Source organism: Galbibacter sp. (genome assembly GCF_048266365.1).
GTDB lineage: Bacteria > Bacteroidota > Bacteroidia > Flavobacteriales > Flavobacteriaceae > Galbibacter.
This window is the reverse complement of sequence record NZ_JBLWZP010000001.1, coordinates 145,564-172,051: the sequence shown is the minus strand read 5'-3', so window position 1 is coordinate 172,051 and position 26,488 is coordinate 145,564. Positions and strand designations below refer to the sequence as shown.

The 26,488-nt window shown below is 38.5% G+C and carries 22 protein-coding genes; 16 read left to right on the top strand and 6 right to left on the bottom strand.

Annotation, left to right across the window (positions count from 1 at the left end):
• Positions 1 to 56 precede the first annotated feature (56 nt).
• On the bottom strand, positions 57 to 605 hold the full coding sequence (locus ACN0TV_RS00795; protein WP_417359145.1) for an RNA polymerase sigma factor: 549 nt from the start codon (positions 603 to 605) through the stop codon (positions 57 to 59).
• A 1,398-nt stretch (positions 606 to 2,003) separates the two neighbouring features.
• A complete protein-coding gene (locus ACN0TV_RS00790) occupies positions 2,004 to 2,717 on the bottom strand; it encodes a hypothetical protein (protein ID WP_417359143.1) in 714 nt (237 codons plus the stop codon).
• Positions 2,718 to 2,971: 254 nt separating this feature from the next.
• On the opposite strand from ACN0TV_RS00790, the gene ACN0TV_RS00785 reads away from it, so the two are divergent.
• A complete protein-coding gene (locus ACN0TV_RS00785; protein WP_417359141.1) occupies positions 2,972 to 3,637 on the top strand; it encodes a DUF5932 domain-containing protein in 666 nt (221 codons plus the stop codon).
• A 174-nt stretch (positions 3,638 to 3,811) separates the two neighbouring features.
• On the opposite strand, the gene ACN0TV_RS00780 is transcribed toward ACN0TV_RS00785, so the two are convergent.
• Positions 3,812 to 5,485, bottom strand: coding sequence for a helix-turn-helix domain-containing protein (locus ACN0TV_RS00780; RefSeq protein WP_417359139.1), 1,674 nt, complete (start codon positions 5,483 to 5,485; stop codon positions 3,812 to 3,814).
• Positions 5,486 to 6,016: 531 nt separating this feature from the next.
• Between ACN0TV_RS00780 and ACN0TV_RS00775 the strand changes: the two genes are divergently transcribed.
• The 14 genes from ACN0TV_RS00775 to ACN0TV_RS00710 all read left to right on the top strand — a co-directional run bounded on the left by ACN0TV_RS00775 (position 6,017) and on the right by ACN0TV_RS00710 (position 21,023).
• A complete protein-coding gene (locus tag ACN0TV_RS00775) occupies positions 6,017 to 6,730 on the top strand; it encodes a hypothetical protein (RefSeq protein ID WP_417359137.1) in 714 nt (237 codons plus the stop codon).
• A gap of 403 nt (positions 6,731 to 7,133) precedes the next feature.
• The gene (locus ACN0TV_RS00770; RefSeq protein ID WP_417359135.1) at positions 7,134 to 7,571 is read left to right on the top strand and encodes a hypothetical protein; all 438 of its coding nucleotides are present in this window, start codon (positions 7,134 to 7,136) and stop codon (positions 7,569 to 7,571) included.
• Between the two features lie 255 nt (positions 7,572 to 7,826).
• On the top strand, positions 7,827 to 7,937 hold the full coding sequence (locus ACN0TV_RS00765) for a DUF4134 family protein (protein WP_417359134.1): 111 nt from the start codon (positions 7,827 to 7,829) through the stop codon (positions 7,935 to 7,937).
• A gap of 65 nt (positions 7,938 to 8,002) precedes the next feature.
• Complete coding sequence (locus ACN0TV_RS00760) at positions 8,003 to 8,233, top strand: hypothetical protein (RefSeq protein WP_417359132.1); 231 nt, start codon at positions 8,003 to 8,005, stop codon at positions 8,231 to 8,233.
• Between the two features lie 459 nt (positions 8,234 to 8,692).
• The gene (locus ACN0TV_RS00755; protein WP_417359130.1) at positions 8,693 to 9,097 is read left to right on the top strand and encodes a hypothetical protein; all 405 of its coding nucleotides are present in this window, start codon (positions 8,693 to 8,695) and stop codon (positions 9,095 to 9,097) included.
• Complete coding sequence (locus ACN0TV_RS00750) at positions 9,090 to 9,692, top strand: hypothetical protein (protein WP_417359128.1); 603 nt, start codon at positions 9,090 to 9,092, stop codon at positions 9,690 to 9,692. The genes ACN0TV_RS00755 and ACN0TV_RS00750 overlap by 8 nt, the downstream gene beginning before the upstream one ends.
• 148 nt (positions 9,693 to 9,840) lie before the next feature.
• Positions 9,841 to 10,467, top strand: a complete 627-nt coding sequence (gene traK, locus ACN0TV_RS00745) for a conjugative transposon protein TraK (protein ID WP_417359127.1) — start codon at positions 9,841 to 9,843, stop codon at positions 10,465 to 10,467.
• A gap of 47 nt (positions 10,468 to 10,514) precedes the next feature.
• A complete protein-coding gene (locus ACN0TV_RS00740; RefSeq protein ID WP_417359125.1) occupies positions 10,515 to 11,516 on the top strand; it encodes a hypothetical protein in 1,002 nt (333 codons plus the stop codon).
• A 35-nt stretch (positions 11,517 to 11,551) separates the two neighbouring features.
• Complete coding sequence (locus ACN0TV_RS00735) at positions 11,552 to 12,397, top strand: hypothetical protein (RefSeq protein ID WP_417359123.1); 846 nt, start codon at positions 11,552 to 11,554, stop codon at positions 12,395 to 12,397.
• A gap of 482 nt (positions 12,398 to 12,879) precedes the next feature.
• Complete coding sequence (locus tag ACN0TV_RS00730) at positions 12,880 to 13,902, top strand: LacI family DNA-binding transcriptional regulator (RefSeq protein ID WP_417359121.1); 1,023 nt, start codon at positions 12,880 to 12,882, stop codon at positions 13,900 to 13,902.
• A gap of 153 nt (positions 13,903 to 14,055) precedes the next feature.
• Positions 14,056 to 16,212, top strand: a complete 2,157-nt coding sequence (locus ACN0TV_RS00725) for an alpha-glucuronidase family glycosyl hydrolase (RefSeq protein ID WP_417359119.1) — start codon at positions 14,056 to 14,058, stop codon at positions 16,210 to 16,212.
• 27 nt (positions 16,213 to 16,239) lie between these two features.
• Positions 16,240 to 16,980 carry an SDR family NAD(P)-dependent oxidoreductase gene (locus ACN0TV_RS00720; protein ID WP_417359117.1) on the top strand — a complete coding sequence of 247 codons (741 nt, stop codon included), beginning with the start codon at positions 16,240 to 16,242 and terminating at the stop codon, positions 16,978 to 16,980.
• Positions 16,955 to 18,175: a mannonate dehydratase gene (gene uxuA, locus ACN0TV_RS00715; protein WP_417359115.1), complete on the top strand. Its 1,221-nt coding sequence runs from the start codon at positions 16,955 to 16,957 to the stop codon at positions 18,173 to 18,175. Before ACN0TV_RS00720 ends, uxuA begins: the two co-directional genes overlap by 26 nt.
• A complete protein-coding gene (locus ACN0TV_RS00710; protein ID WP_417359113.1) occupies positions 18,165 to 21,023 on the top strand; it encodes a glycosyl hydrolase 115 family protein in 2,859 nt (952 codons plus the stop codon). Before uxuA ends, ACN0TV_RS00710 begins: the two co-directional genes overlap by 11 nt.
• A gap of 95 nt (positions 21,024 to 21,118) precedes the next feature.
• Here ACN0TV_RS00710 and gyrB read toward each other — a convergent pair whose 3' ends face one another.
• Together gyrB and asnB are read right to left on the bottom strand one after the other, a co-directional pair.
• Positions 21,119 to 23,059 (bottom strand): DNA topoisomerase (ATP-hydrolyzing) subunit B, encoded by a 1,941-nt coding sequence (gene gyrB / locus ACN0TV_RS00705; RefSeq protein WP_417359111.1) that lies wholly within the window; start codon positions 23,057 to 23,059, stop codon positions 21,119 to 21,121.
• 365 nt (positions 23,060 to 23,424) lie between these two features.
• On the bottom strand, positions 23,425 to 25,095 hold the full coding sequence (gene asnB / locus ACN0TV_RS00700) for an asparagine synthase B (protein WP_417359109.1): 1,671 nt from the start codon (positions 25,093 to 25,095) through the stop codon (positions 23,425 to 23,427).
• A 270-nt stretch (positions 25,096 to 25,365) separates the two neighbouring features.
• Between asnB and ACN0TV_RS00695 the strand changes: the two genes are divergently transcribed.
• Positions 25,366 to 25,914 (top strand): DUF2911 domain-containing protein, encoded by a 549-nt coding sequence (locus ACN0TV_RS00695; protein ID WP_417359108.1) that lies wholly within the window; start codon positions 25,366 to 25,368, stop codon positions 25,912 to 25,914.
• A gap of 138 nt (positions 25,915 to 26,052) precedes the next feature.
• Here the strand turns inward: ACN0TV_RS00695 and ACN0TV_RS00690 are convergent, their stop codons facing one another.
• On the bottom strand, positions 26,053 to 26,475 hold the full coding sequence (locus ACN0TV_RS00690) for a DoxX family protein (protein ID WP_417359106.1): 423 nt from the start codon (positions 26,473 to 26,475) through the stop codon (positions 26,053 to 26,055).
• Positions 26,476 to 26,488 lie beyond the last annotated feature (13 nt).

Sequence of the window (26,488 nt, the reverse complement as noted above, 5' to 3'; positions counted from 1 at the left end):
TGCTTAATCTAAAGTCTATGCGCATAACCTTAGCTTAAAGGTTCAAGCATTCCTCTTTAAAATAATTTAACAACAGACAACTCCTTTCTAAGTTTTCGAAGTGCAATGGAAATGTTGTTTTCAACTGAACGTTGTGAGATATTAAGGGCTTTAGCAATTTGGTTATTGCTGTAATCATTTATTCTGCTCAATCTAAAAACCTCCTGACATCGTTTGGGCAAACCGGAAAGAATGATTTCAATTTTACAATAAAGTGCAGTTACATCTTCTTCTAACTCGATAGCTGCAGGTGAAGAGAGGGAATTGGCAATTTCAATTTGAGTTGCATTAAATTTGGAGTCCCGTAGTTTATTATAACATTGATATCGAACCGCCTTATACAAATAGGATTTAATATTTTTAACTTGAAGCACCTTTCTACGATTCCAATAATCTAACCATACCTCCTGTACCAAATCCTTGGCTAAATTGTCATCCATAATTATCGAGGAAGCATAGAGATACATGGGCTCCCATAGAAGTTCATACAAGCTATTATAGGCGTTCTTGTCAGAATTAGCCACTGCTTGCATTAAGCCATCTAAAGATTTATCCTCCTTTTGCATAGTATGACATAGAGTGGCAAAGGCTTGCTGTTTTTTATAATCACTTATTGGACGGATATCCGCCTACAGCAACAAAGTACCGAAAACAGCAGCATATGCATATTATGCGAATGTAAACTTTGAAGTTAACAGAAAGCTTTTAACACGAATTGCATATTAATCCCGATATTTTAGTTCCGGGCCGTCCCAGGGCATAAAAACACCTAGAGTTTAAAATTCTATGAACTCTTAAATTGATGGGAATATTATGGTAGGAAGTTCTAATTGACAAAAATGAAAGGTCAATTTTAGAATTAGGATTCTATCTATTTAAAAATCAAGGACAACATTTGCCTCTTTACCCATACAAGGTAGTAACTATGACTAAATAAAAAACCAGTACTTCGGTGGAAGTGGCTTATGAGGTCAAAAGCCCCGTTACTGTCAGTGTAAGTTCAACCACCCAAATTTAGAATGAGAACGTGAACACCTGGAAAAAGAACTAACCGATCAAATGTAACGGTTCTCCCTTCTGAGAGGTACTGGTTAAAAACCCATGGGAACTACTGTAAAAAACAAATTTTTGATGCTTCTTTTATAGTTTGACTATGAGAAGAAAATAAAAATTTGAGCAAGGTAATCAATAAGAAAAATTGAACATAGAAACCCTTGTCAACACAACTTTTTTGCATAATTTTGAGTGTTGTTTTAATAAAACAATTGTTTTGTTAATTCCTATACGGCTCTCTGTCACCTGTCAAATGCACAGAGGGCCTTTTCTTATATTTAACTACCCTTACTTTATCTCATACCCCGGCTTTTTTTTATTTTTAATTCATTAATTATAAGTTGATTGTAATTTTATTAGCCCTAAAATACCATTGAGTGAGGTAAAAAACGGAAACGATCATCTGTGTCTTTAGCCATAGGCAAAAACACAATATGTACTTACATTCTTAACCACCATCAACGGTGTCAATATTCAAAGGAAAGCTAATTTACGGTATAAGGTCGATATGCATATTCAAAACATATTCCCTACTTCGGTGAATTAAAGACTAGATTCACCTATTATAACTATTAAATTGGTTGTTTTGGCTTCTTACTATTTAGCCTGTCAAAAACAGACACCCTTAAACTATAAATATGATTTAGGGACCAATTCGATAGTGCTTGTACAATGGTTGGTTGCTTTTTCATATTAAAGATTTTAAATGCTAAAAAATCTAAATATTCAATAATTTTGGTCTCAATTAAGTAAGATAAAGCACTGCTGCTCACACCCTAAAACTTAATTGAATGCTAATATATGAAAAATATATATATTCGGATTATGATCCGATGCAAATTTTTCAACAACTTAACTCATGCCTTTTACTTACTACGTTGATCGTCCCTAAAGACTATAGCTAAGAATTTCTATGGATTGATGTATTTTCCAATGATGTAATCCGTCACAGGCTTCAGATCTTCTCCTTTTAATGGATGTTTTCCATACCATGAGAAGTATTGTATGGAATCCCTACCAACCTTATAGTAATACGAATCACCAACTCTCACCTCATTCTCAGGAATCATTTTCATAGAACTAAATAAGGTAGCATCAAATCCAATAATTTTTCCTGCTTTTTCAATGTTCAGACTCAATTCACAAGAAATTTTTTCAAAATGGGTCTGATTCCAAATCATACATTCCGGGGATGGTTGACTGCCTGTACCTCCTGTAAGAATTTTATAACCCAATAATGAACCTATAACAAGACCGATAAAAAGAATTATTATACGTTCTCTATTTGGTTTTTTCCTAGCATTCGAAAATGATGAATGGCTAGAGGAACTCTTTTTTCCATTACCTTGACTTATTAAGAAATCTTGATAATCTTTATGTCCAAGATACCGGCTCATCGCATCTAAAAGCTCGGCTTTCGGAGCTGCCTTTTCATGATGTGACTCTTCGATATACTTCTTATGCAATCGTGTAAATGACCTTGATGAAGTTCCCTCATAACATTTAAAATCCTCTCTGAATCTTCCCTCCAGATGATTACAACAACTATTAATAGATGTTTGCCCCGATTCTTCTTTGGCTTTTTGAAATACCCCTTGTATTAGATATTTGATTGGAGAATCCATAGTTCCTTAAAAATTAAAATTTGGGTGTGTGATTTGTTAGTAAATGCTAAATTAAACAAATCACCGAACACTATATTACGGAAAACCTCAACGGTTTAAAGTGATGCAATACTACTTAAAATTATGTATTTTTAGAAATTAATCCCCTTGCTTGCGGAAAACCGTAGTGTTTAGCGGAAGCTATGTGTTAATTTTGAATTACAATTTATCATCATATTGGATGAAGAGTTGGTTTTAAATTAAATTACAATCAGATGTTTAAAAAAGTTTTAATCGCCGAAGATATAGATACAGTCAATCTAGGACTAATTGATGAATTGAGTAAAGTTTTTGATTTTGAAATACAACACGCAAAATATTGCGATGATGCTCTTTTAAAATTTAAAAAAGCAATGCTAGATAACAAACCTTTTGATCTTCTTATCTCAGATCTTTCCTTTATACAGGATCATAGAAACTGCAAACTACATTCTGGCGAAGATCTTTCCAGGGCAATACTAACCCTGCAACCGGAAACTAAAATTATTATTTATTCTATTGACGATAGACCTCAAAAAATAAAATCCCTTCTTAAAAATCCAGGAATTAATGGTTACATATGTAAGGGAAGAGAGAGTTCCAAAGAAATGATTAGTACCATCAAGAATTTGGCGGAAAATGACATTTATCTTGCACCGGATTTAGTACATCTTTTAAACCAGGAACCCGCATACGAAATTCAAGATTACGACATCAGTCTTTTAAAGGAACTATCCCACGGGTATTCTCAAGATGATATTTCTAAAAACTTAAAAGCGAAAGGGATTAATCCTTCAAGTGTCAGCAGTATTGAAAAGCGAATTAACAAACTGAAAATTTACTTTAAGGCAAAGAACACCGTACACCTTATTGCCCAAGTAAAAGATTTTGGATTGATCTAAAGTTAAAAATCGACACACTACGGGAATCCGTAAAATATAACATTCAAATCAAAGTATTTTTACCAAAGCAATGATGAATTGCTGTTATTAATGTACCATTATATTATAGTGGTGAGGGTCAGTTAGCCCTGTGTTTAACAACACAGGGCTTATTTTTTGAATAAATGTGTACTATTACTGGAATTCCTTTTGTTCCTTTTTCTCTAATTGCTTGATATAATCAGAGACTGTTGTATTGGTCCGGAATTTAAAAGCTCTCGTGAGTCGTGACACCGATCCAAATCCAACCATATTCGCAATTGATTTATAGTTATAGTGTCGTAACTTTTTGTCCCTTGCAAGCATTTTCATGAGCTCTTCAATTTTCAAGTCATTTATATAGGCAGAAAAAGCCTTGTTCTTAGTTTTGCGAATAACTTTTGACAGGTATTTCGAATTGGTCTTAAACCGGGTGGCCAAGCCTCCTAAACTTACGTTTTGTAAAAAGTACTTTCCTTTCTCGAATTCTACTAACTGTTGACAAATTTCTTTTTGAGTATCCTGGGGAACATAAGTTCCTGAATCTTCCTTTTGAAAGAGTGATGAGTCCTTAGGTTCTACGGATGTTTCTTTCCAAATCCGTTTATTGACTTTAGAATATACTCCTAAGCTTTTAGCTATCCACCACAAAATAAAACAGAGCAGTAATAGCACAATACCTTTCCAAATCCGACCATACTTCATGAGCCTTGTCCATTGGTTGTAAAGTGCAGTCTTTTCATCCTGGAGCTTAGCCATGTTATAATCGCGATGAACAGTAGTAGAGAGAACTTTATACCTATTGTGATTCACACTATCCACGGAGATTAACCTTTTGGTATAAAATACCTCACGTTCATGATCATTGTGCTTATCGTAATAATCCACCAACAGTTTGTAAGCTTCTCTAAATTCAGGCTTGATATAACCCTTGAGCTGAAAATTTTTATCAACATCCTCGAAATACGAAATTGCTTGATCGAAACGTTTGAGTTCCCACAGGCTCATCCCTATATAAAATTTCCCAAGAATCACATTGGCAAAGTCCTTATTATTATCAATCTCCGGCAACACCTCACACAGCAGATCTATTGCTTTTTGATAGGACTTTAAATGATAAGCATTTATCCCTTGACAATGCATAAAGTAAGGGTTCATTTTTCGATTCCCAAGCTCCTCAGCGGCACGAAGTCCTAACGTATTGAAATAATTACTCATCGAATATTGTTCAAGGTGACTATAGCATAATGCAATAGAATGAAGGGTGTTTAAATAAGGTCTGGGATAATCGTCCTTGTAAAATTCCAAACATGCTTTAAAAAGCACTAATGCTTCTTCGTAAGCACCTAAGTAATGCTTGATGATTCCTATATTGTACTTTATTTTGTAGCGCAAATAAGCCGATGCGTTAACCTTAGTGACTAAATCGTCTGCCTTTAGATAATTATCCAAAGCTCCTTGATACTTTTTAAGTCCGTATAACACTATACCCTTGGTTAAATAGGTCGAGGCAATTAGTACCGTGTCCCGAGATTTTTCTGCGGCTAAAATCATGCTGTCGGCATAGGCCGTACGAAGATTTAAAGCAGAATAATAAAGTAAGTTCTTATATCCGGCAACAATTTTAGAGGAATTTTGTGATTTTTTAGCCTTTCGAAGGTAGGCAATCAAATACGATTGTCTTTTTAAAGAATCCTGTTCCTTTTTAAACTCGTTAATAAGCGCACTATAATCCATCGAACTTAATGAGTCCGAAGGTATTTCTCCTGGACTTTGAGCCAAAAGCAAATTTGCGCTTAGTATTAATATAATGGATATCCATCTACTCATAGCGTAAGTGAAATTGGTTGTTTTTAGGGTTTAAAGTCATGTGAAGATTAAAAAAATCTCCAAGTGTTCCCTACTAATTTAAGCTAATCTGATGAATTAACATATTCTAAATCAATGGAAGGGACTTCATTTTCGGTAAATGACGTCCTAATTCCCAGAGATCTTCAGTGTTTTTATTAAAAAATGCAAAAAAAATTAAGGGCTTTATATCACGGGCGAAAATTGTTAAATTAAATTCGAATTTCGACATAAACAAACATTGCACTACATACGAATAACAAGACTTAAAAGGCAATTTATTTTATGCCGAACCAGGTTAGTTATGCCTGAAATTATCTCAGGTGTTTTCAAAGGCTTAGAACGTCATTTTCGGAAAATGACCTACCCACTATTTGCACGGAATTAAATCAGCTATTATGTTTGTTTCATATTCAAAGGAAGCTTTCTGCTGGCTAGGCAGAAGCTTTTAGGTTCTGATTATCCGGGTAAGACGAACTGAAATAATTTTTCAGTAACTCTTAATTAATCAACATGAAAACACCAAAACTTTTATTTACAATTACTGCTATATTTATACTTAGCTGTAACACTACTCATGATCTGGATTTAGATCTCGAGCAAATTTATCCTGTAGAGGATAAGGGGATCTACGACACCAATCCCTATTATCCGCTAGGGGATCTTTATCAAAGTCTGTTGACCACTAAAAAGCCGCAAGAAGACGTTGAGCTCAGTACTATTTACAAGCAGCTAAATGCCACGTTGCTTTCTAATAGCATTCAGATCCTCGAGTCAAAATCTAAAGTCAGCTTTACCGAAACTAAGCACGAACTATTCCTAGGAGAAGTTTCACTCTCGGAACTAATCGACAATTCTTTGCTTAGTGAGATAGCCAAAACAAGCCTCTATGGATTTACCCAAGATCTTGTGGAGTACAATGGTAAAAACCTTGATTGGGTATTACAGCAGATTAATTCCTATGAATTAGAGACCGTCAATAATGACTCCCTCAACAGCTATGACAAACAGGTCATTCTCACCTTTATCGTTCTGGTGAAATCCACAGATGATATGCAGGATCCACTGATCTTGAGTCTCGATGAAGAAGAAGATGAGGAGGAAGAGGAAGAGGATCTAGATTGGACTATTAGTATTATCAACATGCATTCCTATCTCGGTATCGCACTATCTGAGACTACTGAGGAAATGGCTCAACAACTATTCAGCAACTTAAAAAGACTTTAAGGGAACCTCAAAACCACATCAGAACTTATACTCAGAAATACGTTTTGATTTTCCCTCAAACAATCAGAAAAAAGGAATTATTAAGGTTCCTTTTTTCAAGATTGTTTATTCTGAAGCTCTGTTTAAAGAGAAACTACTTACTGATGGCCGTTATTGCAGACCGCTCTACTACCAATCAAAGACATATGTTGCAATTTAAGATATCCTGACAGTTTCCGTGGTTTTAAAACCAGGCTAGCCTCCTCTTGTTATTATATTCGAAGCAACCAATTATACCCATACTACTAACACAAGTCAAAACCTTTACTATGACAAACAACAATCCTATTCACTGATTAGACAACTTTATTATTTACACGATAGACCCTGAAAACTGAATGTCGAATGATTAAATGTTATTACTATGATTACAGGAATTAATTGGAAGGATTACTTGATTACGGTTGTTTTATTACTAGTTGCCTATTATGCTGCTGTACTCTGTTGGTTCTACTTATACCGTTTAAAAGTGCCATTAAAATCCAAAGCGGGAGCCCCAGTTCTGAAATTAAGAACGCTGACCCATAAAAAAAGTGAAAACCTTCCGAATGACGTCGAAACGGTCCTTTCACTTCTCAAGGAAAATATCGCCCAATGTTTTTACAAGGGCTTAAATCGTGAACAATTACTAAAATGTATCGCTAAGATTTTGTGTACTTATCCTTCCTTAAGGAACACCTCTTTTCGAGAGCATATCAATCAAAGTATTGTTAACGAATGTAACAAGTACGGTCCGGTAGGTCTTCGCCATGACGAATTGGAGGGCTTGTGGAAGGCGACAACCTTACATACCGTACCTTAAGCGAAGGTGTTCCCTTCTATACTTCCCGTATAAGAACTATAGAGATTCTTATAGGGGACATTCTTCGCTTTTTTTAACCTTTTAAAAATTCAGGCTTATGAAACTCTCCATTTTTTATTAAAAGGCCAGTGAAAACTTATTCCTCACGGCACCTTTTTACGAGCCCTCAATTGCTCCTGACTCAGAATGCTGTGCCAGGAATTAATGTAGCCGGTGAGACTATTCAAGGCTATGACTCCTCTTTAATTAGACTCAATGTATGCCATTGGTGCTATTGCGGGTCATATTGGAGTAATTAAGGCACATCAGAAATGGAATGATGGAGATCCTGACACTGAGAAATACCGCAGCTTGAATCGGCAGTGATTACTTTTTGGTGATTGTAAGCGCGATCTTAAGAACATTTTTTGGAATCTAAATACACAACAAATATGGAAACAAAACTAAAAGAACATCTCTGGGAATATATTATTGCTTACAATCCAGAGTTGATGTATTCACTAATGGAAAATTATTCGGTCGCTATATATTTGACGGAAAAAATAAAGAGTATTCAACCGCAACTCCATTTTTGGAGGAAAATTGGTTATCCTGAGCCTTCAGTATTTTTATTGGGAATGGGAGTGCTGACCTCAGACCTTAGAGATTTCGATTTCAATTAATTTCGAGCTTGTTGAAACATCATTTTCCATGGTACTATATCCTCTTTAATGAAGAGGGAATTCTGAATTAAAAGACTATCACGCCGGTGGATTTACGCAAAGGTACATTTGACCCCATTCGATGGTCAGAATTGCGGTGTCGCAGCAATAGATGTAAAGAAGCGATCTAAGGGGATCACTTGAATTAAATCGAACTCTCCCTGTATTTTGTAATGCGATTGATTTTTGCATTACGCACAGCACTTAACTTAAAAATATATCATTTAAGGAAAAAACGATAATAGCGGTCGATCATAAGATTCAGCGACTTCAGAACAAAACAAATTAGCTGCAAAACGCCTGCAACTCCCCTTGAGAATCAAATGAAGCCACGAAAATTAAATGCAATTACCAAGTCCTCCGATTTTCACAACACCCCTACACCAGAAATAGTATTCAAAACTCAAAAACACCAAACATATGATTACACAATACCAAAAGACCCGAGAAATCACAAGAATTCAGTGCCTCGTTGTTTCAGAATATCAAAAGACGTGGTGGTTACTGCAAAAGGATCCCAGTTTTTCAACGGGAGAGATTAAGCAGATGTGCCGCAACTACCAATGTATCCTAGAGGACAGTCTGACCAATACGGCTCTTTTAATCCATATCCTGTCATCATTTTCCAGTAGCATGACTGATAGACAGCGACTCAAATTGATTAGTAATGCTGAAGCTAAAGTTTATAAAAACTTCAAGGTCTTACAACACTACAACTTCCATAATGGCCTGATCAGTTTACAAAGAGCCAATACTGCCACCCAGCGAAATCACATCAAATTACTATACGGGTTAAATCACATAAACCAATTGAGCCATGAATAAAAACAAATTCAGCGTTGTGGCAATGCTATGGTTGATGAGTGTTGCTGTGATGCAATCTCAGAATTGTTGCGAGTGGTTATGGCAGAACACAACACAAGAGCAATATCTAGAACAGCAAATGAAGGCTTTGAAGTTTTTCAACTACCAAAATCAAAGAGGATATGAGCGTATTGAAAAGGGCTTAATGATATTTACAGCTCTTGAAGATCAGGCTTATCAACAACATCACTCCTATTTTGGGACTCATGATGAACTTTCCTCGGCTTTCTATACCGAGGATCAGCTTAATAAATTACAATCGCAGTACAGTAGCTTATCCCAGTTCACATCCAATGGAATTAAAAGTTTCAATGCAGGTAAAACCTATAGTAACGCCTCTTTAACTACGATTCATTGGAACCTTTGGAAACTGCTAAGAAACAGCCAACGCCAATTGCAGATTTTAGAAAAATTAATCGATTCAGACTATTTCAAATTGAGTGATGGCGATCGCACAGCGAAAGTTGAACAACAGAAATTGAAAATTCAAAATCAACACCATCAACTCAAAGCCTTTTACGTACAATTCATAATGCTCACACTAAAACACAATTAAAACTAACTCTAATTCATTAACACCACACCTTATGAAATCGGATTTCCGCAATTTGGGGTTCGCACTCCAGCTCGCATTCAGAGGGCTCAACTCATGAAATTACCGCTTGGGAATCCTATTTAAAAGATAAAATTCAAAACCCGAACTGATGTTTGAAAAGATCCAAAACATAGAAGCAGCCTATAAAGAGGTTCGTAGAATAGCCATCATAGCAATTTGTTCATGCACCCTAATGGGAATCGTAGCCCATGGGTATCACTATGCAAAAATAAAGCGGATGCAAAACCAAATCTATGTACTTGCAGATGGCAAAGTGATGCAAGCATATACCTCGAGCAGATCAGCACATATCGCTGTAGAAGCCGAAGATCATATTCGAAATTTTCATCAGTATTTTTTCCGTCTGGATCCCGATGGTAAGCAAATCAAAAACGGCGTAGGAAAGGCACTTTATTTGGCTGATTATTCGGCAAAAAAGACTTTTGACGATTTAAGTAAACAAGGCTATTACACCAAGATTATAAGTAGTAACACAAGTCAAAGAATCACTATTGATAACATCCAATTAAACTTAAATCAACACCCCTACAGCTTCCGGTGCTACGCAACCCAAGAATCAATAACAAGCGGTAGTATAGTCACCCGAAACCTCATCACTGAGGGACAGCTGAGAACCGTATCCAGGAGCAAGCAAAATCTACACGGTTTTTTAATAGAAAACTGGAAAGTGATTGCTTACAAAGACCTCAAAACTCAATATCATAAACAACCCTAATACAGATGCATAACACAAGCCCGGTAAACTTATAAAACAACAAACACATGCAACAGAAAATCAACACATTACAAGGCAAGTTACTACTACTCTACCCGATTTTATTTGTAGTATTGGCCACCTTTATCTTCTGGTACTTAAGCACAGGACAAAAGTCTTCCGACACTCCTATGAGCATCCTGGGTAATTTTAATCTTAAAGCGCCCGTAACTACGTTTGCTCAAGCTATTCCGGAAAACAAGCTTAGTTATTACAAAGAAGCGGATCCAAAGAAAGTGTTCTGGAACACTTTAGAGGACAATGACACCGCTCTGGACTGGCCTATTAAAAAGTCCGGCTTTTCACTTTCCATCCCCTCAGAACATACTATTTCGAAAACTCCAAGGGTACTTGGTGCTAGTGATATGGCTAAAAAAGAGAAACAACTATACTCAAAGTTGCAACAATTACAGCAGTCAGTAGGTCAAAAAGATCCCACTCAGAATGGCTTTCCAAGTGCTTCTAAAAACCTTAAAGCAGCAGCAGCAGGACCGTATGTTGACATCGAACAACTTCAAGAAATGATGATTCAAGTCTCTGATCCAAACACAAAGGATCCTGAGCTCAGACAACTTAATGAACTATTGGAATCAGTGCTGGATATTCAGCAGCCTAGACGAGTTACTCGGCGCTTAGAAGTTGCTCAGAATAATGTTACCAAAGCAGAATTTACACCTGCAGTATCAAGTACCCCGATTCCCATAAGTTTCTTAGGGACTAAATCTACCGCAACTATGCATTACTATAATCAAGAAAGACGCTTTGAGGTGGCTCTTCGGGCACAAGAAAAACAGCGGACCCACAGCAACATTAAGATTGTAGTGCACAAGGATCAAGATCTCACGGAAAGATCCAAGGTAGCCCTGAGCTTTGATCGGGAAATTACTCTGGAAGGAACAACCATCCCCGAGGGAAAGCAAATGTCGGTGCAATTGATCGATTTCAATAGCAGAAGGCCATTGGTAGTAAAAATAAAGAACAAACTACTCCTAAATGCTAAACCACTATAGAAATAAATAAACCATTAACCATAAATTCTAAAATTATGAATGAAAAAAATGTAAACTATTTAAAAGACCAAATTAAATATACAGGATTTGGAGAAAACCTTTCAGAGCAACTCACTGAGAAGATTGCACAACAACTAGACACCTTTAGCCTTGAATACCAAAGGAATTATGATCAGAGCACTATGGAGGTTGAACTGTATTTTAGTAAATCACTCACCCACGATATGTATTTTTTCAATGCCTATGTCGTGAATCTTAGGGGACCTGCGGGTAAAATGTCTCAAACCTTTTACATCAACAAAGGAAATAACATTACCTTGAAAGAAGCCTTCAATTTGATGAATGGTCGAGCAGTCCACAAACGCTTCTTAAAAAGGAATGGAGATCCCTATATATGCTGGGTGCAACTTGACCCCTTTACAACCATCCCAAATGGGAATTTCAAACTTTCCTATTACCACGAAAATTATGGTTTTAATCTAAATTCAACGCTGTCCAACTACCCCATCCTAGAAATGGAGCATGAAGAATTTAAGGAAAGCATCATAACATCGCTTCAAAAAGGTAATCTACAATTAGTTACCTTTGAAATTGATGGAAAAGAAGAAGTTAAGCTAATAGAGGCCAATCCTAAATTCAAATCAATTACTATTTACAATGAGAACAGGGAAAAAGAATTCTGGCAATCCGAATCATCAACAGTCAAAAACGTGGCGGAAGAAACGCAGTTCTCCGAAGAGAAAACACAAGAAAAAAAGCAAGCAAAGAGGGGCGAGGGGCTAACCAAACAAGTTCCAAAGGTCGAAGAAAACGCCCAAATCGACTCTAAACTACCTCAAACTAAACGCAATAAAAGACCTAGGACAACTAAAAAGGTGTGAATGTTTTTCATTATTTCAATGGAATAAAGTTATTTACACGCCATCCTTAGAGGCCATGGTTCCTAGGGATGGCATTTTTAAACCGCGATCCAACTTATTTCTATTCTGCTCAACATCCTCTAACAGGAAGTAAATCTACTAGCTTAAATGGTCAACTTGGCGTAGTAGAATAAACTAAAATATACTATTTCAGCCTTTTGATGGGAACTATTTAATTTAGAAACATAAATTTTTACTACATTTGGTTTTTTAAATATGCACTACGGAATCGGTTGCATTAAAATGTCACCATATGACCATAGACCTTTTTAAATGCATTACCATAAGTTATATTTAAAAACATAAAGCAAGCTGTAATATGTATTGATCAAACCAGGCGGTAACATCGGTGACCCTAGGGTTTCTATCGCTTTGACCGGATTGATTACCATAAGATATTATCACTTTGCGGGTATTGAAAACCAACGTAAAAGATTGTACAAGTGAAGAAAGAGATTACCATATACGACCTTGCTAAAGAGCTCAACTATTCCCCTTCCACAATCTCCCGCGCCCTAAACAACCACAAAAGCATTAGTCCTAAGACCATTAAAAAAGTCAAGGAACAAGCGGAAAAAATGGGGTACAGACCCAATACCTTAGCCGCAGGTCTACGAAACAACAAGAGCAACACCATAGGAATTTCCATTTCAAGGATTAATAGACCTTTCATGTCTACCTTGATCAGCGGTATCGAAGAAACTGCCAGAAAATCAGGCTTTAACGTAATTATCAGTCAGAGTGATGATAAATACGAAAATGAGGTTAGCAATCTAAAAGCCTTATACGACAGTAGAATCAGCGGACTTATTGTTTCTCTTTCGATGGAGACCGTAAACATGGATCACTTTAAACCCTTTATCAATCAAGGAATTCCATTGGTTTTCGTAGATAGGGTTCCTCTAGGGTTCAACACCTATAAGGTCATTATTGATAATTACAGTGCCGGTTATAACGCTACAAAGCACCTTATCGAAAAAGGCTGTAGGCGTATCGCACACTTTGCAGGCGCTCAGCACAGAAATGTATATGAGGAGCGAAAAAAGGGCTATCTAGACGCCCTGAAAGAACACAATATTGAAGTAGACGAACAGCTTATCATTCACTTCAAAACCCTGAGTTTTGAAGAAGGCGAAAAGGCAACCAAAAAATTACTCAAACTCCCCAATCCACCGGATGGAATCTTTTCTTCCAATGACACTGCGGCGGTTAGTGCGATTTTATGTGCAAAGAAAAAAGGGGTGAAAATACCTGAAGAGTTGGCAGTCATCGGTTTTAATGACGACCCCATCTCCTCCATCGTAGAACCTGCCTTGTCCACCATATCGCATCCTGCTTTAAAAATGGGAAAAATTGCAGCAAAGCGCATCCTCAATCATTCTTCTAAGAATCACGATGAAGAAGTATCAGAAATCACAGTTTTGAGCACCGAAATCATTCAACGCGCCTCCTCTGATAAAAAGTGACCCGTCTAGGTAGTGTTTCATATTTTGAACAACGTGAGTTAAATTTAAAATAATTTAACGCAATCGGTTGCATAAATATTTTGTTTATTTACGATTTTTCCCTTATTTTACTCCATCATTATAGTCAACCAATAAAAAACAATCGATTTCGATATGAAAATAAATGTATTGCTGCACTACAAGCGCATTTTAGTATGCCTGGTTTTGCTGGGATATTGCACAACAGCGGTTTCTCAAAGCGGTTATGGTCTTTGGCTCGATTATAAAAAAATAAGCGATGCTTCTCTTTTAAACGATTACCAAAATCAAATTCAATCTGTTTACTTTCCTGCGAAAAGCGAAACACTGGATGTTGCGAGAGAAGAATTAAAATTGGGGCTTGATGCCTTATTGGGCACCACTACTGAATTTTCAGCTACGGCCTCGAGTAAAGGAACCCTTATCGTCTCTAAATTTGATGCACTAGATCAAAAGATTCAAAAGAACTTAAGAAAAATTACAATTCCTGAAGATGGCTTTTATATTGGTCATGTCTCAGGGAACACCATTATCACAGCTAAGGAGGATATTGGGGTCTTGTACGGAGTTTTCAATTTTTTAAGGTTGCTGCAGACCCAGCAATCCATTGATAAATTAACCCTGTTAGATGGTCCAAAAATAGATTTGAGAATCCTAAACCATTGGGATAATTTGGATGGAACAGTTGAACGAGGTTACGCAGGCAAATCTTTGTGGAAATGGCAAAAACTACCAACCTATATCGATCAGCGTTATATCGACTATGCCAGAGCCAATGCTTCCATTGGAATCAATGGAACCGTGCTGACCAATGTCAATGCCAATGCATGGCTACTAACACCAGGCTATATCGATAAGGTTGCGGCTCTAGCAGATACGTTTCGTCCTTATGGTGTTAAGGTATACCTTACCGCACGTTTCTCTGCGCCTATAGAAATCGGACAGTTGTCAACTGCCGATCCCTTGGATCCAGAGGTACAGCAATGGTGGAAGACTAAGATTGATAGTGTCTATGCTAAAATACCGGACTTTGGAGGATTCTTGGTCAAAGCAAATTCAGAAGGACAACCGGGGCCACAAAACTATGGACGTACCCATGTTGATGGTGCAAATATGATGGCGGAGGCACTTGCTCCACATAATGGAGTGGTGCTATGGCGTGCCTTCGTATACTCCGAACATGACGCTTCAGATAGAGCGAAACAAGCCTATTCTGAATTTGTACCCATGGATGGAGACTTTAAAGAAAATGTCATTATACAGGTTAAAAACGGTCCAATTGACTTTCAGCCTAGGGAGCCTTTTCACCCTATTTTTGGCGCCATGCCAAAGACTGCCTTGGCTATGGAATTCCAGATCACTCAGGAGTACTTAGGGTTTAGCACACATTTGGTTTTCTTACCAAAACTCTTTGAAGAAGTATTACAGGCAGACACCTACCAACAAGGTAAAGGATCCTTGGTTGCAAAGGTGATAGACGGAAGCCTTGACAATCATAAAATAACCGCGATCTCCGGGGTTTCAAATATAGGAAGTGATTTGAATTGGACAGGGCATCCATTTGCCCAAGCGAATTGGTATGGTTATGGAAGATTGGCGTGGAATCCGTATTTAAACGCAGAGGTGATCGCTGAGCAGTGGCTGCGTAGCACCTACTCCAACGAGGAAGCATTTGTTGAACCCATGACAGATTTACTAATAGAATCCAGAGAGGCCGTTGTAAATTACATGACCCCTCTAGGCTTACATCATATCATGGATACAAACCATCATTATGGACCGGGTCCTTGGGTATCTGAGTTGGCTAGACCCGAGTGGAATCCCACCTACTACCACAAGACGGATGCTAATGGTATCGGATTTGACCGAACTCAAAAAGGAAGTGGCGCCGTATTACAATACGCGGATCCGGTTGCACAGCGTTTTGAGCAACTTGACCAGTGTCCTGAAAACTTACTCTTATGGTTTCATCACCTCCCTTGGGATTACACCCTTTCCGATGGCCAAACCCTCTGGAATTCAATAGGGCTGCACTATCAAAAAGGAGTAGATCAAGTCAGAGACATGCTAAAGGTTTGGGAACAGATGAGCCCTTATGTTGATGCTCTTTCTCACAAGGAGGTTCGTATGCTTTTAGACATACAACTTCAGGAGGCAATTTGGTGGAAAGATGCTTGTATGCAATACTTTCACCAGTATTCTAAGTTACCATTTCCAGAAGGCATGGAAAAGCCAGAGCATTCCCTTGACTATTACAAATCACTAAAACACCCATATGCCCCAGGCATATAACCGTAAAGACACTAAAAAAATACTTACATGAATGATAAAATTGCTATAATAACAGGAGGTAATTCCGGCCTCGGATTTGCCACTGCAAAGAAGTTTTGTGACAAGGGTATTATCACCTATATCATCGGTCGCAACCGAGAAAAAACCACACAGGCATGCCAGGAGCTAGGTTCTCTTTCTCGCCCAGTAATCTTTGACTTAAACGACATTGATAAAATTCCAAGTCTAGTTCGCGAAATTTACGAAGAAGCCGGGCATATTGATATACTGATCAACAATGCAGGGATTAATATGAAAAAGGAATTTTGGGAGGTCACTGATGCAGAGTTCAGTCAAATCATACATACCAATGTTCTCAGCGTGTTTGCAATCAGCAGAGAAGTTGTAAAACAAATGAAACTCCAAGGCTTCGGAAATATCGTCAACATCAGTTCTATGGCTGCACAATATGGCATTCCAAAAGTAATCGCCTATACGGCCAGTAAAACCGCAATCGAAGGAATGACTCGTGCCATGGCAGTGGATCTTTCACAATTTGGCATTCGCGTAAATTGTGTTGCTCCAGGTTTTATAGAAACCAATATGTCTTCAAAGGCCTTGGACAGTGATCCGCAGCGCAAAGAAAAAGTACTCTCCCGTACTCCTATGGGAAGGCTTGGAGAACCCGAGGATGTGGCTGAGGCCATTTTGCACTTAGTTAGTGATCAGGCAAAATATACCAATGGCGTAATATTGCCGGTTGATGGAGGAAACAGTATTGGATTTTAAAAACAAACCTATGTTTAAAATGCTACAGACCATGCGATGGTTTGGCCCACAGGACAGCACCACACTCGCAGATATTCGCCAAAGCGGCGCTGAAGGTATCGTTACTGCACTTCACCAAATCCCCACAGGGGAACTTTGGAGTATGGAGGACATTAAAAAGCGACAACAAATGATTCAGGAAGCAGGACTTCAGTGGTCGGTGGTAGAAAGCATACCCGTGCATCCTGACATTCAACGCAAGGTCGGAAACTTTCAAACCTATATAGAGAATTACAAACAAAGTATCCTAAATCTGGCAGCGGCTGGGATAAAAATAGTTACCTACAATTTTATGCCGGTATTGGATTGGGTTCGCACCAACCACCATTACCAAAATCCAGATGGTAGTTCGGCTCTTGGCTACCACCGTCTTTACTTTATTTATTTTGATGTTTTTTTATTAAAACGGCCGGGTTCCAAAAACGAATATACCAAACAAGAATTAGCGGATGCTGAAGCATTAGGTTCATCTCTTAGTGAGCCGGAGCGCGATCGCCTATTTAAAAATGTGCTGTTGGGTTTACCGGGAAGTTCAGAAAACTTCACCGCTGACAAACTCTTAGAATTACTCCAAGGGTTTAAAGACATTACGGCAAGCCATTTACAAGAAAATCTTATAGCCTTTTTAAAGGAAATCGTTCCGGTAGCATCAGCTTGTGGTGTTCAATTAGCTATCCATCCGGATGACCCTCCGTTTTCAGTACTTGGACTACCAAGAGTTGTAAGCACTCAAGAGGACTTAGAGCGTATCTTTAGCGCCGTACCGGAACTCAACAATGGTCTTTGTTATTGCACCGGCTCCCTGGGTGCAGATCCCAAAAATGATTTAACTGCTATAATCAACCGTTTCGGTGATCGAATTCACTTTCTTCACTTGCGGAACGTACAACGAGACGGGGAACATATTTTTAGAGAATCACCTCATTTAGAAGGTTCCAATTCCATTAATGAAATTATGGAGAAATTGGTACTTTTAATGCAGCAGCGAAAACTATCCATCCCTATGCGACCAGATCATGGATTTATGCATAATAGGGACAAGGACATCACACACTATCCCGGTTATTCTCTAATAGGAAGGCTCAAAGGCCTGGCAGAACTCAGAGGACTTGAACAGGGCATTCTTTATAATTTAAACCAATCCAATGAAAGCTAGAAGCAGATTTATTTATTTGATATTTTTAGGACTGTTCCTACCAGGTCTCCACACCTACGCGCAGCAATCCTATGTAACGCATCAACCCATAGAAGGTGGATTTACAATCGTAGATCAAGAGATGGCAGCACCGATGGTAATTAGCGAAACAGATTATCCTGGGGTTCAGAAAGTCGCCCTTGAATTACAAGGTGATATTGAAAAAGTAAGTGGAGTCGCTCCTAAGCTCTTAAATTCGGTTGCAAATCTAAACACTCCTCCCATTATTGTAGGAACCCTAGGGAAAAGTGCTCTAATCGATAAACTGATAGAAGAAGGCAAAATAGACCAGACTTCCTTAACAGGAAAATGGGAAAAGTTCATCACTACAATTGTACCCAATCCCACAGCAGAAATTGAAAGTGCCTTGGTAATTGTAGGTTCCGATAAAAGGGGTACTATTTATGGACTTTACGATCTATCGACACAAATAGGAATCTCTCCATGGCATTTCTGGTCGGACGTCCCGTCAAAGAAACATCAAAGTCTTTATGTCACCCCCGGTATTCATACCATGGGAGAACCGGAGATTCAGTACAGAGGGATCTTTATCAATGATGAGGCTCCAGCCCTCTCAGGTTGGGTAGGAGAACATTATGGAAAGTTCAATGCTGAGTTTTACGAAAAGGTATTCCAAATGATTTTACGTCTCAAAGGAAACTTCATTTGGCCAGCCATGTGGGGGCGGATGTTTTATGTCGACGACCCTAAAAATAAGGCCATGGCAGATCTTTATGGCATAGTCGTAGGAACCTCGCATCACGAACCCTTGGGGCGTGCACACGCCGAGTGGCAGAAATTCGGAGAGGGGCCGTGGGATTACACCAAGAATGCCGAAAACTTAGAAGGGTTTTGGAGGGAAGGAATGCAGCGAATGAATTCCACAGAAACCATTGTTAGCGTTGGTATGCGAGGTGATGGTGATGAACCGATGACCGAAGGAACCGCCATAGAACTTTTAGAAAAAATCGTAGATAGACAGCGAGAAATTATCACTGAGGTTACCCATAAACCAAGTGCTGAAACGCCACAAATGTGGGCTCTGTACAAAGAAGTACAAGACTATTACGATCAAGGAATGCGTGTCCCGCAAGACATCACCCTACTTCTTTGTGACGACAACTGGGGGAACATCAGAAAACTCCCTTATCTCAATGCGCAGCCCCGAAAAGGAGGTTACGGAATATACTACCACTTCGATTATGTCGGTGGACCCAGAAATTACAAATGGATGAACACCAATCAAATTGAAAGGGTTTGGGAACAAATGAATCTCGCCTATCAATATGGAGCTAAGAAGCTTTGGGTAGTCAATGTTGGTGATATCAAACCCATGGAATTTCCGATTAGTTTCTTTTTAGATTACGCCTGGAGTCCAAGCAAATGGACTCCAAAAAAAGTAGCTTCGTATTATCAGAAGTGGGCAGAAGATACTTTTGGATCCTCACAGGGTGAAGCTATTGCGAACATCCTTAAAAAATATACCAAATACAACGCTCGAAGAAAGCATGAACTTCTGAGTCCATCCACCTATAGTCTAAAGCATTATAAGGAGGCAGACCGAATTTTAAAAGAATTTGATGTCCTAGTTGAAAAAACTTTAGAAGTAGCACAGCAAATTCCAGAGTCCTACCAGGACGCCTATTATCAATTAGTACAGTTTCCCGTAGTAGCCAGTGCTAATCTGAATAAGCTATACATTGCTGCTGCCAAAAACAAACTATATACCTCACAGGGAAGAGCGATGGCTAATGTTTATGCGGATAAAGTAAAGACCTATTTTAAAGAAGACTCTTTGCTTACCAATTATTACCACACTGCGCTATCAGATGGCAAATGGAACCATATGATGTCACAAACGCATATTGGCTACACTTCTTGGCAAGAGCCTAGACACAATATAATGCCGGAGGTTCAGTATGTTGAATTACAAAAAGCAGCAAAGGTAGGTGTGAGTATTAGCGGTTCTACACAGTGGTATCCTGAAAGCAAGGACACACTTGTTTTACCACAATTGAGCTCCTTTAATCCTATCGCTCCACAGATACAATTGTTTAATTCAGGCCAAAAGGCTTATAAATTCCGTATTAAGACCTCTGATTCATGGTTAGATGTTTCTCATAGCAAAGGAAAGGTTGAAGAGCTTAAAAATATTGAGTTTGATGTAGATTGGAAAAAAGCTCCTCAGGGCCAATATTTCACAAACTTGACCATCGAAGCAGAGGGACAGAAAATTACAGTAAAGCTTCCTATCAATCACAGTGATTTAAAAAACGCCAAAGGCTTTATCGAAGAAAATGGTGTGGTATCTATTCAGGCAGAAAACTATTCAGATGCTGTAACAAATGATCCCTTTAAGTGGCAGGTCATTGATAATTTAGGTAAAACCAGTGCCGGGGTTACCATTAGTCCTGTAAAAATAGCATCACTAGAGATTTCTGAAACCTCACCGAGATTAGGCTATGATTTTCACAGTTTTTCCAAAGGTGAGGTCAACGTACAACTCTACTTCTCGCCTACTCAAAATTACACTGATAGAGATGGGCTTAAATTTGGAATAGGCCTGGATGATCAAACTCCTCAGTTAGTAAACTTCCACGAGGATAAGTCTCACCCTGCTTGGCAGCGGTCTGTAGCCAATAACATCAAAGTGATCACCACCACACTTCAAATTGATCATCCTGGAAACCATCAGCTGTATTATTATGCAGTGGATAGTGGATTGGTACTTCAGAAGATTGTTATCGACACCGGCGGCCTTAAACAATCCTATCTAGGACCTCAACAAAGTTTTAAAAAGGAAAACTAAGATATTTTACCTTTAATTGTATTAAATAACAAACCCGACAACTTATATAGAGTGTCGGGTTTGTTATTTATAAACTGTTTTGTACAGCCTAATACTTATGCATCAATCTTAGCGTAAACAGCATTCTTTTCAATAAATTCTCTACGTGGTGGAACCTCATCTCCCATTAACATTGAGAAGATACGATCCGCTTCACTACCGCTATCGATAGTCACCCGACGAAGGGTTCTGTGCTCCGGGTTCATTGTGGTATCCCAAAGTTGTTCTGCGTTCATCTCTCCAAGACCTTTGTATCGCTGAATCGTTGCGCTACCTCCGAATTCTTCGTTAAGCTCATCACGTTCTTTATCGTTCCACGCATACTCTTTTTTGTTTCCTTTTTTAACAAGGTATAAAGGTGGTGTCGCGATATAGATGTAACCATTCTCAATAAGTTCTTTCATATAACGGAAGAAGAACGTTAGAATTAAGGTTGCAATATGCGACCCGTCGACGTCCGCATCACACATAATTACGACTTTATGATAACGTAATTTATCTAGATTAAGCGCCTTACTATCCTCTTCTGTTCCAATGGTTACTCCAAAGGCTGTAAAGATGTTTCGGATCTCTTCGTTTTCAAAAACTTTATGTTGCATGGCTTTCTCAACATTCAATATCTTACCTCTTAGTGGTAAAATTGCTTGAAAGTTACGGTCCCTACCTTGTTTGGCGGTTCCACCTGCCGAATCTCCCTCCACTAGGAATATTTCACATATGGCCGGGTCTTGCTCTGAACAGTCAGATAGTTTACCGGGTAGTCCTCCACCACTCATTACAGTTTTTCTTTGTACCATCTCACGAGCCTTACGAGCAGCATGTCTGGCCTGAGCAGCAAGAATTACCTTTTGCACTATGGTTCTGGCATCATCCGGATGTTCCTCAAGATAGTTCTCCAACATCTCGGACACCGCCTGAGAAACCGCTGCGGTAACCTCTCTGTTTCCTAATTTGGTTTTTGTCTGACCTTCAAACTGAGGCTCAGCAACCTTTACGGAAACAATAGCGGTCAAACCTTCTCTAAAGTCATCTCCGGCAATCTCAAACTTAAGTTTGTCTAACATCCCTGATGCATCTGCATACTTCTTAAGCGTAGTGGTCAAACCTCTTCTAAATCCAGAAAGGTGAGTACCTCCTTCATGTGTATTAATGTTGTTGACATACGAATGCAGGTTTTCGTTAAAAGAAGTGTTGTAAACCATAGCTACCTCTACAGGGATATCGTTTTTCTCTCCTTCCATGTAGATCACCTCACGAATCAAAGAATCTCTAGTTCCATCTAAGTAACGAACAAATTCTTTTAATCCTTCATCAGAGTAGAAACGTTCAGATACATCTTCTCCATTCTCATCCTTTTGGCGTTTATCGGTAAGGGTAAGCGTTATCCCTTTATTTAGAAAGGAGAGTTCACGCAAACGACTTGCCAAAGTATCGTAGTTATACTCCGTGATTTGTGTAAAAATCGTACTGTCAGGTCTAAAGGTTACCATGGTACCTCTATCATCTGTTTCACCTATTGATTTTACAGGGTGGAGCGCCTTACCTTTTGAGTAGGTTTGCTCCCATATTTTTCCTTCGCGATATACAGTTGCCGTAAGGGATTCAGAAAGTGCATTCACACAGGAAACCCCTACTCCGTGTAATCCTCCGGAGACTTTATATGAATCTTTGTCAAATTTACCTCCAGCTCCAATTTTGGTCATTACAACCTCTAGAGCTGAAATCCCTTCTTTTTTATGAAGGTCTACAGGAATACCTCGACCATTATCGACAACAGTAACAGAATTATCTTCGTTAATAGTGACGTTAATGGTATCACAATGTCCGGCCATGGCCTCATCGATGGAGTTATCAACCACCTCATAAACCAAGTGATGCAATCCTCTTGTACCAACATCTCCAATGTACATCGATGGACGCATACGAACGTGCTCCATTCCTTCTAAGGCCTGAATACTATCGGCCGAATAATTTTGTTTATTCAATTCTTCACTCATAAATTTTCCTTTCAAATTATTCAATAAGAAGCTTAAAGTTTAGTTGTCAAAAACCTTATTCAAACCTTTCCTTCTATGCTAATTTAAGTAACTCCAAACATCAAAAAAACGCTTGGATCGTATTGTTTGGAATACCTACAAATATACGAAAATTAAGGCTCAAATAAAAGCATTTGCCGTATCAGGATCGAAACTTATCAACAAATGTTAATTTCTAGAAAGTCGCTTAAATCGCTTTAAAACACCCTTAAACCACATATCAGTACGGATCAATTGATTCACCAATAGCCTAAAATACAAAAACCCCGCTAATGCGAGGTTTCCGAGTTTTTAAACCAAAGTTTTTGTATATAAAAAGCAATTTTTTAGTTTTCGTAAGCCTGGGTATGCACTTTTGCAACTGCTCTACCAGACGGATCGTTCATATTCTTAAACGCCTCATCCCACTCCAAAGCAATCTGAGTACTACAAGCTACTGATGCTTCTTGTGGCACGCATAAAGCTGCGGCATCCGACGGGAAGTGTTCGTGAAAGATAGAACGGTAATAAAATTCTTCTTTTGAAGTTGGTGTTTGAATCGGGAAACGGAATTTAGCGTTTGCCAATTGTTCATCACTCACCTCCTGGTTCACCATTTCTTTTAGGGTATCGATCCAGCTGTATCCTACACCATCAGAAAACTGTTCTTTCTGTCTCCAGGCAACACTCTCAGGTAAATAGGATTCAAAGGCTTTACGTACCACCCATTTCTCCATACGCTCCCCGTTGATCATTTTATCCTCTGGGTTGATTCGCATAGCTACGTCCATGAATTCTTTATCCAAAAACGGAACCCTGCCTTCGATACCCCAAGCTGCCAAAGATTTGTTGGCACGCAAACAGTCATACATATGAAGCTTACTCAATTTGCGAACAGTTTCTTCATGAAACTCTCTAGCGTTAGGTGCTTTGTGGAAATATAAATACCCTCCAAACAACTCATCAGCTCCTTCTCCCGACAGCACCATCTTAATCCCCATGGATTTGATAACACGTGCCATCAAATACATAGGCGTTGAAGCTCTGATGGTAGTAATATCGTATGTTTCTAGGTTATAGATCACATCTTTAATAGCATCCAATCCTTCTTGGATAGTGAATTTGATCTCGTGGTGAACAGTTCCAATATGATCCGCAACTTTCTGAGCTGCTGCTAAATCCGGAGACCCTTCTAGTCCTACTGAGAAAGAATGCAGTCTTGGCCACCAAGCTTCTGCAGAATCATCAGATTCAATTCTTTTTTCAGCATATCTTTTTGCAATGGCAGAGGTTACTGAGGAATCCAATCCACCTGAAAGCAACACTCCGTAAGGCACGTCAGACATTAATTGTCTATGTACTGCAGCCTCCAGAGCTTCTTTTATTTCATCTATGCTAGTTTGGTTGTCCTTAACCGCATCGAATTCAGTCCATTCTCTGCTATACCATTTTTTGAATTGACCCTCTGAGCTATGAAGGTAATGACCTGGAGGAAATAATTCAATTTTAGTACATACGCCTTCCAAGGCTTTTAGTTCAGAAGCTACATAGAAAGTTCCGTTTTGATCCCATCCTATATATAATGGAATAATCCCCATATGGTCTCTTGCCACAAAGTACTCATCCTTGTCAACATCATAGATCGCGAAACCAAATATTCCGTTCATCTCATCGATAAAGTCAACACCTTTTTCTCTATATAGTGCCAAGATAACCTCACAGTCTGACTCCGTTTTAAAATCGTAAGATCCTTCAAATCTTTTGCGAAGCTCACGGTGGTTGTATATCTCACCATTTGCTGCCAAAACAAGCTTACCATCTGCACTTAACAAAGGTTGTTTTCCAGAAGCGGGATCGACAATCGCTAAACGCTCGTGTGCCAGTATTGCTTTTTCATCGCTGTAAATACCACTCCAATCTGGTCCTCTGTGACGGACTTTTTTAGACATCTCTAACAACTGAGGCCTTAAGTCCTCTGCACTTTCTTTTAAATCAAATGCGCATACAATTCCACACATAGCTTTATATTTTTATATTTTGATGATTCTCTTATAATAATTGATAAGGCAAAATTGATGCAATTGTTTCAATATAAAAACTAAAATACCAATATAGCTTTCAATTTGAAACAAAAAAACGCCCATTAAGTTATAAATGAAATAAATCCTAAAAAAAATTAATATTCCTATTAATAAAATGTAAGTTCTCTGCTGTTTTTGCCACAATATAATTAAGTTTGAAAGTATTTTAAATCCTAATGTTCAATTAATAACAAACAACGACCCAGTATGAAAAAAACCATTATTGCAAGCCTTTTTGTCCTCGCTATGATTTTTGGAGCAGATCTTCAAGCTCAAAAGTTTAGTGGAATTGACAAAAGCCCAGCTGACATTGCGTATTTCCGACCAGAAAAAAATGCAGCACCACTAGTTAAGGTAATTTACAGCCGACCACAATTAAAAGACAGAACCGTAGGTATCGATTTAGCGCCTTATGGTGAAGTTTGGAGAACCGGTGCTAATGAAGCTACAGAAATTAAATTTTATCAAAACACTGTTTTTGGTGACAAGACTATTGAAGCAGGAACTTATAGTTTGTTCAGCATTCCGGGTAAGGATGAGTGGACTATTATCTTAAGTAAAGATCTGGATGTATGGGGTGCTTATTCCTATAACCCTTCCAATGATGCTCTACGAATTACAGTTAAACCATCAACTGGAGAAGAAAGCCTTGAAGCCTTCTCTATCACCTTTGCTCCTAATGGAGATTCAGGTGCCCAATTGGTTATGGGGTGGGATACTACTCGAGTAGCAATTCCGTTGTCCTACGAATATTAAAAATAATGGACCGTATCGGTCAATTACGAATTAAAAAGAGCAAAGCAACTTAGAAGGTGCTTTGCTCTTTTTTTGTTCTCATTTCTTTGATGGAGGACTTAAAACACTTTCGCTTTACACCTTTCACTAGGTAATACCCTATGATTTGGTAATCAAGGAGTCCACTTCTAAATATTTTGTCTTCATGGTACTGAGCGCAAATGCAGCAGCAGCAGCGGTAAATACAGAATAATCAAAGGCAAATTTAATTCCGGTGGAGAAACTCATCGAAAGCGCAAAAACGAGCAATAAGCAACCACTTAGTTTTGCAAACAGTGAAATTTTAAAACCGATGAGTAGAAAAACTGCAAATACGACTTCCAATACGGTCGCTGTAAAGCCAACCGCGGGTATCATTGACTCAGGAATCCATGGACTTATCAAAGCTGTGTAATCTAGAAATGCTTCCCAGGTTCCCCAGCTTGAAAATTGTTCACTCCACATTCCTAATCTATCAGCTACTGCGGATAAAAAACCCACGGCAATTGACAGCCGAAGGGCTAATTTAATGATGTTCTGCATGGTGTTAGTTTTA

Coding starts and splice junctions, on each gene's coding strand:
- ACN0TV_RS00795 (WP_417359145.1), bottom strand. CDS start 605: ATGCAAAAGGAGGATAAATCTTTAGATGGCTTAATGCAAGCAGTGGCT.
- ACN0TV_RS00790 (WP_417359143.1), bottom strand. CDS start 2,717: ATGGATTCTCCAATCAAATATCTAATACAAGGGGTATTTCAAAAAGCC.
- ACN0TV_RS00785 (WP_417359141.1), top strand. CDS start 2,972: ATGTTTAAAAAAGTTTTAATCGCCGAAGATATAGATACAGTCAATCTA.
- ACN0TV_RS00780 (WP_417359139.1), bottom strand. CDS start 5,485: ATGAGTAGATGGATATCCATTATATTAATACTAAGCGCAAATTTGCTT.
- ACN0TV_RS00775 (WP_417359137.1), top strand. CDS start 6,017: ATGAAAACACCAAAACTTTTATTTACAATTACTGCTATATTTATACTT.
- ACN0TV_RS00770 (WP_417359135.1), top strand. CDS start 7,134: ATGATTACAGGAATTAATTGGAAGGATTACTTGATTACGGTTGTTTTA.
- ACN0TV_RS00765 (WP_417359134.1), top strand. CDS start 7,827: ATGTATGCCATTGGTGCTATTGCGGGTCATATTGGAGTAATTAAGGCA.
- ACN0TV_RS00760 (WP_417359132.1), top strand. CDS start 8,003: ATGGAAACAAAACTAAAAGAACATCTCTGGGAATATATTATTGCTTAC.
- ACN0TV_RS00755 (WP_417359130.1), top strand. CDS start 8,693: ATGATTACACAATACCAAAAGACCCGAGAAATCACAAGAATTCAGTGC.
- ACN0TV_RS00750 (WP_417359128.1), top strand. CDS start 9,090: ATGAATAAAAACAAATTCAGCGTTGTGGCAATGCTATGGTTGATGAGT.
- traK (WP_417359127.1), top strand. CDS start 9,841: ATGTTTGAAAAGATCCAAAACATAGAAGCAGCCTATAAAGAGGTTCGT.
- ACN0TV_RS00740 (WP_417359125.1), top strand. CDS start 10,515: ATGCAACAGAAAATCAACACATTACAAGGCAAGTTACTACTACTCTAC.
- ACN0TV_RS00735 (WP_417359123.1), top strand. CDS start 11,552: ATGAATGAAAAAAATGTAAACTATTTAAAAGACCAAATTAAATATACA.
- ACN0TV_RS00725 (WP_417359119.1), top strand. CDS start 14,056: ATGAAAATAAATGTATTGCTGCACTACAAGCGCATTTTAGTATGCCTG.
- ACN0TV_RS00720 (WP_417359117.1), top strand. CDS start 16,240: ATGAATGATAAAATTGCTATAATAACAGGAGGTAATTCCGGCCTCGGA.
- uxuA (WP_417359115.1), top strand. CDS start 16,955: ATGGAGGAAACAGTATTGGATTTTAAAAACAAACCTATGTTTAAAATG.
- ACN0TV_RS00710 (WP_417359113.1), top strand. CDS start 18,165: ATGAAAGCTAGAAGCAGATTTATTTATTTGATATTTTTAGGACTGTTC.
- gyrB (WP_417359111.1), bottom strand. CDS start 23,059: ATGAGTGAAGAATTGAATAAACAAAATTATTCGGCCGATAGTATTCAG.
- asnB (WP_417359109.1), bottom strand. CDS start 25,095: ATGTGTGGAATTGTATGCGCATTTGATTTAAAAGAAAGTGCAGAGGAC.
- ACN0TV_RS00695 (WP_417359108.1), top strand. CDS start 25,366: ATGAAAAAAACCATTATTGCAAGCCTTTTTGTCCTCGCTATGATTTTT.
- ACN0TV_RS00690 (WP_417359106.1), bottom strand. CDS start 26,475: ATGCAGAACATCATTAAATTAGCCCTTCGGCTGTCAATTGCCGTGGGT.